This window comes from Nonomuraea aridisoli (assembly GCF_003236395.1).
GTDB lineage: Bacteria > Actinomycetota > Actinomycetes > Streptosporangiales > Streptosporangiaceae > Nonomuraea > Nonomuraea aridisoli.
Genome location: NZ_POUD01000298.1, coordinates 1 through 10,773, shown reverse-complemented (window position 1 = coordinate 10,773; position 10,773 = coordinate 1). Strand labels below are relative to the sequence as shown.

Below are 10,773 nucleotides of genomic sequence, written 5' to 3'. Positions count from 1 at the left end.
ACCCCCGAGGAGGCCCGGGCCTGGAACCCGGTGAAGGGCCCCTCGTTCAACACCACCATCGGCGTCGTCGCCACCGACCTCGCCCTCACCAAGGCCCAGTGCGGCAAGCTCGCCGCAGTGGCCCACGACGGCCTGGCCCGGGCCATCAGACCGGCGCACACCATGACCGACGGCGACACCATCTTCGCCCTGGCCACCTGCGCCCGCCCCGCCCCGGACCACGACACGTTCCAGGACGTCCTCGCGGCCGCCGCCGACGCGTTCAGCCGCGCGGTCGCGCACGCCGTCCTGGCCGCCACCGGACGCGAGGGCGCACCCACGTACCTCGACGTGTTCCCGAGCGCAGTACGGAAAGAGACATGACCTTCGACCCCGCATGGCCCGCCGGCCTGCCCATCGGCGACGGATGGACGCAGACCGCGGACACCACCGACGTGATCTTCCCCTACGACGGCTCCGTGGTCGCCGCGGCCCCGCTGGGCACGGCCGAGCACGCCCGCCGCGCCCTGGACGCGGCCCTCGGCGCGGCCCCCGCGATGGCCGCCCTGCCCTCGCACGCCCGCCGCGCCGCGCTCACGCACGCCCATGACGCCCTGGCGGAACGGCGCGAGGAGTTCGAACGGCTGCTGGTCCTGGAGACCGGCAAGCCACTGGTGGACTGCAAGGTCGAGGTGGCCAGGACGCTCGTCACCCTCGCCACGGCCGCCGAGGAGGTGGCCAGGCTGCACGGCGAGACGGTGCCGCTGGACCTGCTGCCGGCGGGTGAGGGGCTGATCGGGTTCTGGACGCGCCGGCCCATCGGCGTCGTCGTCGGCATCACCGGCTACAACTACCCGCTCCTCCTCGCCGCCCACAAGATCGCGCCGTCCGTGGCCGCGGGCTGCCCGGTGATCGTCAAGCCGGCTCCGGCGACCCCGCTGGCCACCCTCTGGCTGGTCCACCTCCTGCGCGCGTCCGGCGCGCTGCCGCCGGCCGGCGTCCAGCTCGTCACCGGGGACGTCGAGGTCGGCCGGACCCTGGTGGAGGACCGGCGGATCGGCGCGGTGTCCTTCACCGGCTCCGCCGCCGCCGGACACGCCATCGCGCGCAACGCGGCCCCCACCAAGGTGCTGCTGGAGCTGGGCTCGAACGCGGCCCTGGTGGTCGCGGCGGACGCCGACCTCGAGGCCGCCGCCGACGCCGTCGTGCGCGGCGGTTACTACGCCTCCGGGCAGGCGTGCATCTCGGTGCAGCGGGTGCTCGTGGAGGAGCCCGTACGCGAGCGGTTCCTCTCCCTGCTGACCGAGCGGGTCAAGGGCGTCTCCGTCGGCGACCCCCGCCTGCCGGACACGCGCGTCGCCCCCCTCATCGACGACAAGGCCACCGAGCGCGTTCTGGAGTGGGTCGCCGCGTCCGGCGCCGAGGTGCTCACGGGCGGGCACCGCGACGGGCGGGCCATCGCGCCCACGGTGCTGGACGGCGTCCCGGACGGCGCCGCCGCCTGGGACGAGGAGATCTTCGGCCCGGTGGTGTGCGTCCGCTCGGTGCCCGACCTCGCCGCCGCCTTCGCCGCGGTCAACCGGTCCCGGTACGGGCTGCACGCCGCCGTGTTCACCCGCTCGCTGGCCACGGCGTTCGCCGCGATCGAGCGGATCGAGGCCGGGGGAGTGGTGGTCAACGACGTGCCGGGCTTCCGCGCCGACAACATGCCGTACGGGGGCGTCAAGGACTCCGGCGCCGGCCGCGAGGGGCCCAGGTTCGCCATCGAGGAGCTGACCGTCACCAGGATGGCCATCATCCGGCCGTAGCGTTTCCGGCCCGGCCGGTGGTGGCCGGCGGAGATCTCGGCCAGAGAGCCGCCCGGCTATTCTCCGGGCGGGAAGTCGGCCGAGCGGCTCACACCGCCGGACCGCCCCCATCAACCGGGCACCCGTACGCGGTCCGGCATTGCCGCGATCGCCGCCGCGGCTTGGACCGGTCGGCGGCCGGCGCTGATCCCGGGCAGCGGAACGGCCGGGACCGAAGCGGCCCCGGCCGTCCATTCCGCGTGGTCTCAGAGCTCCAGTGGTCAGAGCTCGACGCGGTGAGCTGCCTGCGGTGTCAGAGCTCCGTCCGCACCATGTGCAGGTGGTGGCGGATCACCGGGGCGCTGTCGCGCGCCAGGTCCTTCACCCACCGCGAATGCCCGCGCCGCAGCTCCCGCTCGCCCAGCCGGAGCGCGTCCTGGTGCGCTTCGGCCTGGAGCCTGAGCCAGGCGCGGTCGAAACGGTGACCGGATCTCGCGACCACCGCGCGCAGCTCCCTGCGCTGCTCGACGCTGGGGGAGCCGGGCAGACGGACGTCGAGCCGCCTGGCGGCCTCGCGGAGCCGCGCGTCCAGCCGGCCGTGGTCGCGGATCAGCCGCGCCGCGATGCCGCGCACGTCTCTGTCACGTGACTCGCGCAGCGCGGCCCGTCCGGCCGCGATCTCGGCGAGGTGCCCTCGGTGCGCCTGCCTCAGGTACTCCCTGTCCTGGGCCGAGACACGCGGCGCCCAGCCCGCTGGGGCGACGGCGGCGGTCTCCGGCGTGGGGGACTGCGCCTGGGCGGCGGGGGCAAGGGTGAAGGCCAGCACGGCCGCGGCACCCGCGGGGACTAACTTCCGTGCCGCTCTCATAGGTCCTCCTTTCGTGGGACCCGTGCCCGCTGCCCGATCCGGCCGGGAGTAGTCGCCTTAATTCGGCGGATCGAAACGCCCGTCCACGGCGGTCCAGCCGCCGTCCACGTACAACACCGAGCCGGTGACGAAGCTCGCCGCGTCGCCGGCCAGGTAGACCACCGCCCCGGCCATCTCCTCGGCGCGCGCCCAGCGGCCCAGGGCGCTCTTGGCGGCGTACGCGTCGTACCAGCCGGGATTGTCCTTGATCTGCTTCGTCAGGGGCGTCTCCACGACGCCGGGCGCGACGGCGTTCACCCGGACGCCGTGCGGGCCGAACTCCGCCGCGGCCGTCCGCAGCAGCTGCACCAGCCCGGCCTTCGTGGCGGAGTAGACGCCCTGGCCCGGCTCGGTGACCGAGGCCCGGATCGAGGCGAACCCGATGATCGACCCGCGCCCGCGCTCGACCATCCCGGCCCCGAAGGCGCGCACCACGTCGAACGACGCCCGCAGGTTCAGGCTCACCACCCGGTCGAACTCCTCGCCGGAGTAGTCGAGCAGCCGCTTGCGCACGTTCGTGGCCGCGGTGAACACGAGCACGTCGGCGGGCACCTGCGCGGCGAGGTCGCGTACGGCCTCCGCGTCCAGCACGTCCACCAGCCGGGCGTCGCCGCCGCAGCCGGCGGCGGTCTCCTTCGCGGCGTCGAGGTCGCGGTCGGCGCACACCACGGAGGCCCCGTGCGCGGCCAGCGCCAGCGCCGCCTCCCTGCCGATCCCGCTTCCCGACCCGATCACCACGGCTCGCCGCCCGTCCAGGCGGAACAGCGCGTCATATCCCATGACAGGCACCCTAGCGACTGGTCAGACCAGTGCACCAGGTCTTCCGACCCCGAACCTCACGCCGTGTCCGGATCGGCGGTGAGCGCTACGCCATGACGGCGGCCAGGGACGACAGGCGCTCGACGGTGGCGTTCGAGAGGCCCTGCCGAAGCCGTCGTGCTCGTCGTACGCGAGCCTCACCAGCGCCTCGGGCGTCTGCTCCGGCGACTGGCCGGCGGAGTCGCGCAGCCACGCGCTCAGCCCAGTCGGCCGGCGAAAGCTCCGACGGGGTCCTGGAGTCGCTGGCGAAGGCGCTGCGGCTGGACGAGCCGGCCAGGCAGCACCTGCGCGACCTGGCCCGCAACGGCTCCCTGCCGAGACGGCTCCCCGATCAGCGGGCGCCGCTCGGCATGCTCCGCCTGATGAAGTCACTCGACGGCCTGCCCGCGATCCTCTTCGGCCGGCGGACCGACATCATCGCCGCGACCCCGACCGTGCGCCTGCTCTTTCCCGAGTGCTACGCGCTGCCGGCGGGCGAGCGCAACGCGGCCCGGTGGATGCTGACCAGCCGCCAGGCGCGCGAGATCTGCCTGAACTGGGAGGAGGCGGTGACGGGCGCGGTCGGCATGCTGCGCCTGCACGCCGGCCGGCATCCCGACGACCCGCGTACGTCCGGCCTCCTCCAAGAGCTCGGCGAGAGCCCGGACTTCACCCAGATCTGGGACGAATGCCATGTCGCGGCGCGCATGGTCCGCGAGTGGAAGACGGTGGAGCATCCGGTCGTGGGCCGCATCCGCTTCCATGCCGAGGCGGTGGCGAGCCCCGACGACCCGGACCAGGTGCTGCAGGTCTTCATGCCGGCCTCGGACGCCGCCTCCGAGTCGGCCATGCGCGAACTGCGCAGGCTGGCGGAGGCCGAGCGGACCGCGCCGGGGCGTCGCTGACGCGTCAGCGGCCGGCCTCCCAGGCGGCTCGGGTGATCTCGTATTCGACCTCGCCGTGCTCCGACCCGGCGATGGGCTCGGGCCAGTCGAAACGGAACGTGCGCACCAGTGTCAGGCCGCACTTCTCCATGACGCGGCGCGAGCCGAGGTTGACCGCCATCGTCTGGGCGAACACGCGCCGCGCGTCCAGCTCCGTGAACGCCTTGTCGATCAGCGCCCGCGAGCCCTCCGTCGCGTAACCCTTGCCCCAGGCGGACTTGTGCAGCCGGTAGCCGAGCTCGGGCTCGTCGGCGGGGCCGCCGTCGGCCGGGCGCAGGTGGAACCAGCCGAGGAAGCCGCCCGTCGTCCTCTCCTCGGCCGCGAAGAAGCCGCCCCCGATGAACCGGGGCAGGGTCCGCTCCACGATCACCTCGCGCGGCGTCGGCTTGCCGCCGTTGAGGAAGCGCATGACCTCGGGGTCGTTGTGCAGGTCGTACAGGTGATCCTCGTCGGACGGGGTGAAGCGGCGCAGCACCAGCCGCTCGATCTCCAGATATACGCGCACCGACGTACGGTATCGGCGCGAACGATCGGGTTTCGAGTGGTTTTCCGGTCTCTCGCCGGGAGCGAATGTGTAAGGCGGCTTGCGAATTTACTGTAAGGCGCCTTACGGTTTTCGTCATGATCGACATGGAACGGCCGTCGTTCGACGAACTGGAGGCCCGGTACGGCCCGCCGGTCGGGGTGGAGGACGCGCGCGCCCGGTGGGGCAGCCTCGTCCGCGCCGCCAGGGACGGCACCACGACGCTGATCACCCGCGAGCGCTGGGAGTGGGCCGCGCTGGTGCCGCTGTCGCAGGTGTCCGGGGTGCTCAGCGGCCTGCCGGTGTTGTCGTTGTCGACGGCCCGGGCCAAGCTCGGCGACCTCGTCCGCCAGGCCGCCCAGCCCTACGACGAGGGCCCCGTGCTGCTGACCCGCCACCGCAGCCCGGTCGCCGCCCTGATCAGCGCCCGGCGGCTGCTCGGCCGCCCGGCCACCCGCCGCCGCCCGGCCGCAGAGGAGCTGCTGGCGGAGGGCCGTACCATCACGCTGGCCGGCGGACCGCTCGGCGGGATCACCGCGATCGCCCGCGACCGGGACGGCGAGGTCGTCGCGACCGGCTCCGGCGACACCGCCGCCGAGGCCCTGCGGTCGCTGGGGGAGTGACTACCGCGGGGCCGGTTCGATCACCGCGTCGGGCCCGGGGAAGACGAGGTGCTCGTGGCCGTCGTCGTAACGCACCAGGTACGGGGGAGCCCCGTCGGCGCCCCGGATCTCGATGATCTCCGCCTTCTTGTTCCCCTGGCCGACGACGTGACCGTGGACGACCAGCTTGTCACCGACGTTCGCCTGCATGGTGGGTTCCTCTCAGGGCTTCGGAGGGTCACCTCCACCTTGCACCAGAGCGGCCCTCCCGCAAAGACGCGCTTACGGGAATCGACAGACGGCGGTGTACAAGTCGGCGGCGCCCGGGGACGGGGTGCCCGCGGGGGAGCGGCGACAACTGCAAGATCCACGTGGATCCCGTCTGCTCGTCTGACGCAGGACGTTCGGCACTCTGGCGTGTGCACGTGGCGGGCTGTGGCCGCCGTCGGGGCCGTACAACCGATAAAACTGGAGTCCCATGTTCGGAGGGGTTTGACTCCCCGTGAGGGAATGTGGTCATCTCGTGACTTATGTTTCTGACGGGATGATTGGTCCAGGGGAGAACGCTTCATGCCGCACGCCTCGCTGCGCGTGCTCACCGCCACGTTGATCGCGGGCTCGCTCCTCGTGGCTCCGCCGTCCGCCACGCGTGCCGAGGCGGGCGAAACCGCCCAGGGGCGGGCGTCCACGCCCGTCCAGGCGGGCACATTCGAGCCCGGACGCGCGCGGGCGGCCACACCGGCGCAGGCCGGAACGACGAAGCCCGGACGGGCGCAGGCGGGAACGCCGGAGCCTGGACGGGGGCGGGTGGCCGTGAAGCCGGTGCCGGCGATCGAGGAGCCGTCCGGCGCCGTCGTGACCGTCCCGGAGCGGCCGTCGCTCGCCCTCCGTTCCGGCGACGACTTCACCGGTGACTCCACCGGCGACGACGCGGCGGGACCGCAGGCGCCCGAGGTCACCACGCCCGCCGGGCCCGCGCTCGCCCGTGAGGTCGGCGCGCGTGCCGCCGCCGTCCAGGAGAAGCAGGGGGTCGGCGGGCGGGCTCCCGACGTGCACGGTGTGCTCCCGGACACCGCAGGCGCCCGGCTGCTGACCCTGGTGAAGCCCCTGGCGCCGATCGCCGAGGCACTCGACCGTCTCGGTGAGCGCGCCGGCGAAGGGGCCGGAGAGAGTGCGGGCGCGTCCGGGTTGATGTACCGGTTGTGCGTCGAGAGCGCCGACGTCCCGGTGTCGTGTTCGGCGCGGCGGCCCGTCGGCGTGCCGGCGGCGGCGGACGTGACCGCCGACGACCGGCCCGACCTGGCCGCCACCCTGGTGCCCGCCGCCCGCGCCGGCAAGGAGGTCGGTGTGCGGTTCTCCGTGCGGCGGCTGGGGCGTGCGGATCTCAGGGCGCTGGTCTGGGCCGAGTACGACGGCCGGATCTCCGTCGGCTTCGACGGCCTGCGCCGCGGTTCGTCCCTGTCGGCGGCCGACCGGGGGACGTTCACCGTGGCCGGCGGGCACGTCACGGCCGACGTGGAGCGCACCGAGCCGGGCGCGTCCGCGGCCGTGGTGGCCGGCCTGACCGGGCGCAGCGCCGTGAGCCTGCGCCAGTCGCCCGCCACCGCCCGGCTCACCGTGAACGCCGCCCTCGACCCCCTCGCCCTGGACGCCACCGCCTCCGCGCCCGCCCGGCTGGAGGCGCTCGCCGTGACGGGCCGCCGCTTCACCCACGCCGTGCTCGACCGGATGCCGGCCCGAGCCGAGGTCCGGCTGTCGGGAGGCCGGATCGCCTACACCGGATCCGCCCCGGCCGGCGACGCGCACGTGCACGACTTCACCTACCGCGCCGGCCGCCTGACCAGGGTGACCGACGTCGAGCTCCAGCGCGTCCCCCGGTCGTTCAACGCCCGCTACGCCACCACGGACGCCGGGCAGACCCTCACCGTGGACGCCGCCGCGCGGGCCGGCGCCGCCCGCCTGACGTACTCCGACGGGGGCGGGACCGTGCTGAAGGCCGAGCTGAGCGAGCTGCCCGCCCGGCTGCGGCTGGCCAACGACACGGCCGCGCACCGCGTCACGCACACGGCCAGTTCGCCGGTCGGCAGGTTCGCCGTCGTGCTGCAGCGCCGTGGCGGCGCCCTGTCCACGCCAGGCGGCGCCCACGTCACCATGATCAAGGACGGCGCCGCGCTGGGCGTCTCGGCGCTGCTGACCGACGTGTCCGGTTTCGACGTCGCGTACGGGTCCAAGCCGCACGCCCACCTCGACCTGGCCTCCGCCGGCCGGTCGTTCGTGGGCGCCGCCAGCGTCGACCGCACCCGCCTGGCCCGCGTGGAGCTCTCCGACACGCCCGCCACCGTGGACGTCACCCTCGACCCGGCCGAGGGCACGGCCGCCTACCGGGCGTCGGGCGCGATCGACCGGGTGCGGGCCGCGTACGCCGACCTCGGGTCCGGGCCGGTGATCGACGGCACCGCGCTCGGCGTGCGGGGCGACGTGACGGCCTCATGGGAGCTGGGCGAGCGCTCGTCCGTCAAGGTGACGACCGCCGCCGAGCTCCGGCAGATACGGATTTATGCGGATAAAAAGCCCGAAGCCTCCGGCGAGGACGTCCGCGCCCGCATCGACGGCCTGCGCGGCGACGCCGAACTCGTCGCCGCGCCCGGCACGCTCACCTGGACCGCCGACGCCCCCGTCACCGCGGTCTCGGCCCTCGCCAGAGGCACCATCGGCGGCCGGTACGTCCGCGCCGCCGCCGAGGTCCGCGGCGTGCCCGCCCGGTTCGACGCCTCCTGGAGCCCCGCCTCGTACCGGTTCCGCGGCCTGTCCGGCCCGGTCGGGTCGGCGGCGCTGGCGTTCACCAACCACGACGGCGCCACCGCCCCGGCCGGGCCGCACCTGGCGGCCCACCACGACCGGGCGAGCGGCGACCTGGACGCCAGCGTGCTGGTCAAGGGCCTGTCCCACGTCGAGTTCGGCCCGTCGGCCGAGGGGTTCGCCGCGGCCTTCCGCGCCGCCCGCCAGACGCTCGCCGTGGACGCCGACGTCGCCAGGGGCGACGACCGCTTCGGGCTGACCGGCACGCTCGGGCCCCTGCCCGGCAGGCTGGCGGTCTCGTCGCAGGGCGGGCGGCTGACGTACTCGGGTTCGCGCCTGGATGTGCGCGCCCGCGTCTGGCTGGGCAAGAGCGCGGCACTCGCCCGCATGCGCGCCGCCCCCGCCGTCCAGGACGGCGTGTCGCTGGTGGACGGTGGTTGCCGCGAAGGGTCGCCGGGCTGCGCGCCGGGCGCGTTCTGCCTGCCCGGGCGCGGCTGCTTCGGCCTGCAGGCCCACCTGGACGTACGCGGCCTGCCCGAGCAGGTGTCGGTGGACCCGGCGGCCGGCACGTTCTCCTTCGCGGGTTTCCGGCCCAGGCACCGCAGCCTCGGCGTCTACCTGGACAGCGGCGTCCTGTCGCCCGTGCCGGTCAAGGCCAGGGCCACGCTGACCGGGCTGCCGTCCACGATCACCCGCATGTCGCTCGGGCCGTTCGGCGCGGGCGGGAACGCCGTGCGGGCGGCGTACCGGATCGAGCCCGCCGCCACGCTCGGCGCGCTGGACGTGCGGGCGGAGGCGGGCGGGGTGCGCGGCCACGTCGCGATCGACCCGGTGCCCGCCGCCGTGGCGGTCGACGGCGCGTACGGCGCCCGCACCCGCGTCCGGGTCCGCAACTCGGCGGCCGTGCGGGAGCTCACCGCCGAGGTCACCGTGCCGGGCAGGGGCACCGGGGCGTTGCGCTTCGCCGACGTGCCCGCCGCGTTCGGGGTGGACGCCGACGCCTCGGCCGCCGGGCTCGGCGTGCCGGCGCTGACGTACAAGGCCGAGGGAGGGGCGGGCACGCTCGACGGGAGCCTCGGGGTGGAGGGCCGCCTGGTGGACCCGTCGGGCCGGCTCGGTGACGTGTCGCTCGCGGTCGAGGACCTGGCCGCCGACACGACGATCCGCCTCAACCGGGACCAGTCGCTCGCGCTGGTCTCCCGGCCCGCGCCCACCGGGCGCGTCACGCTGCACGCCGGGCTCAGGGTGGACCCGGTCGCGCCGCAGCGGGTCGCGGTGCACAAGGAGGTCCCGTACACGGGCGGGTTCCTCACCTACCACGTCGGCGGGTCGTTCGCGCTGGCCAGGAGCGTCGTACGGGACGTGTCCCTGGAGGCGCGGCGCGTGTCGTGGCTGCGGGTGCGGCCCGGCCGGATCCCGTTCGGCCTGAAGGCGCCCCCGGCCCTCGGGTACGTCACCCCCGGCTTCGAGGGCGGCTACGGCAGCCTCAGGATCGCCGCGAACGGCGTCGACCTGCGGCCGGACATCCGCCTCGACGTCCGGCTGAGCCGCGAGATCGGCCGGGACGTCTTCCGCGAAGCGGTCCGCATCGGCCCGTCCGCCTCGCTCGACCTGCGCCGCTACGACCAGCGGATGCGGCGGATCGGGGCGCGGCAGGAGATCAGGGCGGCCGGGGTCGGCCTGGCCTGCGTCACGGTCGCGGCCAAACCGGGCTTCGCCGCCCGCGCCTCCCGCGGCGTCCTGACGCTGCGCGGCGCCGACGGCCTCCAGATGGTCTCCCTGCTGGACCTCGGCGGTCAGGCGCCCGACTACGCGGTGGACCTGCTCACCTCCTTTATGAGCCCGTTCCCCGGCGCGGACTGGCAGGTCTCCGGCGCCGAGGCCGGCGGCTGCCGCGCCTCCCGTGAGAATGCCTCCGGTGAGGACGGCGCGGCCCGGCGATGAGCAGCGCGACCAGACCGGGCGCGTCGCTCTCGGCGCCGATGCACGGGTTGCCGACGCCGCGCCCGACCGCGTAGGCGTCAACGTCGGGCCGGATCTCGCCGGCCCGACGTTGACGCCTACGCGGTCGGGCCGGATCTCGCCGGCGTCCGGCAACCGGCACGAGCCAGTAGAGGACGTAGGCGTGCGGCGTCTGGAAGCCGGCGTCGCGGCGTGCTTGATGACCAGGAAGCCGACGAACAGGCCGATCCACCGCCCCAGCGCGGCGTGCGGGCTTGCGCCGCTCGCCGGCAGGACCGGCCTCGGCGCACGCCACCACCTGGTGCCGGTGGACGGCGATGCTGAGATCCGCCAGTGGCCGCGTTCCCCGTCTGGCGCGGCACGGGGGCGGGCGGGGAACGACGACGTGCTCTCCCCGCGCGCCTTCGACGTCGACGCCCTGGACGTCCACCTGACCGTCCCGCCCGCGACCTCCCGCCGCGTCACCTTCACC

10 protein-coding genes are annotated in these 10,773 nt (G+C 74.8%); 6 read left to right on the top strand and 4 right to left on the bottom strand.

Annotation, left to right across the window (positions count from 1 at the left end; translation table 11 throughout):
• Positions 1–363: P1 family peptidase (locus C1J01_RS40980; RefSeq protein ID WP_181449247.1), on the top strand; the 363-nt coding region annotated here is incomplete at its 5' end.
• Positions 360–1,787: an aldehyde dehydrogenase family protein gene (locus tag C1J01_RS40975; RefSeq protein ID WP_111184435.1), complete on the top strand. Its 1,428-nt coding sequence runs from the start codon at positions 360–362 to the stop codon at positions 1,785–1,787. The genes C1J01_RS40980 and C1J01_RS40975, both read left to right, overlap by 4 nt.
• A 292-nt stretch (positions 1,788–2,079) precedes the next feature.
• Here C1J01_RS40975 and C1J01_RS40970 read toward each other — a convergent pair whose 3' ends face one another.
• Positions 2,080–2,634, bottom strand: a complete 555-nt coding sequence (locus C1J01_RS40970) for a DUF4142 domain-containing protein (RefSeq protein WP_146615906.1) — start codon at positions 2,632–2,634, stop codon at positions 2,080–2,082.
• A gap of 57 nt (positions 2,635–2,691) precedes the next feature.
• The gene (locus tag C1J01_RS40965; RefSeq protein ID WP_111184433.1) at positions 2,692–3,453 is read right to left on the bottom strand and encodes an SDR family NAD(P)-dependent oxidoreductase; all 762 of its coding nucleotides are present in this window, start codon (positions 3,451–3,453) and stop codon (positions 2,692–2,694) included.
• 92 nt (positions 3,454–3,545) lie between these two features.
• Between C1J01_RS40965 and C1J01_RS53580 the strand changes: the two genes are divergently transcribed.
• Positions 3,546–4,376, top strand: a complete 831-nt coding sequence (locus C1J01_RS53580; protein WP_328589733.1) for an MmyB family transcriptional regulator — start codon at positions 3,546–3,548, stop codon at positions 4,374–4,376.
• Between the two features lie 4 nt (positions 4,377–4,380).
• On the opposite strand, the gene C1J01_RS40955 is transcribed toward C1J01_RS53580, so the two are convergent.
• Positions 4,381–4,920, bottom strand: coding sequence for a GNAT family N-acetyltransferase (locus tag C1J01_RS40955; RefSeq protein WP_111184431.1), 540 nt, complete (start codon positions 4,918–4,920; stop codon positions 4,381–4,383).
• 116 nt (positions 4,921–5,036) lie between these two features.
• On the opposite strand from C1J01_RS40955, the gene C1J01_RS40950 reads away from it, so the two are divergent.
• The gene (locus C1J01_RS40950) at positions 5,037–5,561 is read left to right on the top strand and encodes a type II toxin-antitoxin system prevent-host-death family antitoxin (RefSeq protein ID WP_181449246.1); all 525 of its coding nucleotides are present in this window, start codon (positions 5,037–5,039) and stop codon (positions 5,559–5,561) included.
• On the opposite strand, the gene C1J01_RS40945 is transcribed toward C1J01_RS40950, so the two are convergent.
• Positions 5,562–5,750, bottom strand: a complete 189-nt coding sequence (locus C1J01_RS40945) for a DUF1918 domain-containing protein (protein WP_111184429.1) — start codon at positions 5,748–5,750, stop codon at positions 5,562–5,564.
• Between the two features lie 360 nt (positions 5,751–6,110).
• Here C1J01_RS40945 and C1J01_RS50545 point away from each other — a divergent pair, with 360 nt between their 5' ends.
• Together C1J01_RS50545 and C1J01_RS49335 are read left to right on the top strand one after the other, a co-directional pair.
• Positions 6,111–10,283, top strand: coding sequence for a hypothetical protein (locus C1J01_RS50545; protein WP_181449245.1), 4,173 nt, complete (start codon positions 6,111–6,113; stop codon positions 10,281–10,283).
• A gap of 181 nt (positions 10,284–10,464) precedes the next feature.
• The coding region (locus C1J01_RS49335; protein ID WP_146615904.1) for a hypothetical protein at positions 10,465–10,773 on the top strand (309 nt) is incomplete at its 3' end.

What these genes read in the sequence shown, in the direction of transcription:
- C1J01_RS40975 (WP_111184435.1), top strand. Translation starts at nt 360, where the DNA reads ATGACCTTCGACCCCGCATGGCCCGCCGGCCTGCCCATCGGCGACGGA.
- C1J01_RS40970 (WP_146615906.1), bottom strand. Translation starts at nt 2,634, where the DNA reads ATGAGAGCGGCACGGAAGTTAGTCCCCGCGGGTGCCGCGGCCGTGCTG.
- C1J01_RS40965 (WP_111184433.1), bottom strand. Translation starts at nt 3,453, where the DNA reads ATGGGATATGACGCGCTGTTCCGCCTGGACGGGCGGCGAGCCGTGGTG.
- C1J01_RS53580 (WP_328589733.1), top strand. Translation starts at nt 3,546, where the DNA reads ATGACGGCGGCCAGGGACGACAGGCGCTCGACGGTGGCGTTCGAGAGG.
- C1J01_RS40950 (WP_181449246.1), top strand. Translation starts at nt 5,037, where the DNA reads ATGATCGACATGGAACGGCCGTCGTTCGACGAACTGGAGGCCCGGTAC.
- C1J01_RS40945 (WP_111184429.1), bottom strand. Translation starts at nt 5,750, where the DNA reads ATGCAGGCGAACGTCGGTGACAAGCTGGTCGTCCACGGTCACGTCGTC.
- C1J01_RS50545 (WP_181449245.1), top strand. Translation starts at nt 6,111, where the DNA reads ATGCCGCACGCCTCGCTGCGCGTGCTCACCGCCACGTTGATCGCGGGC.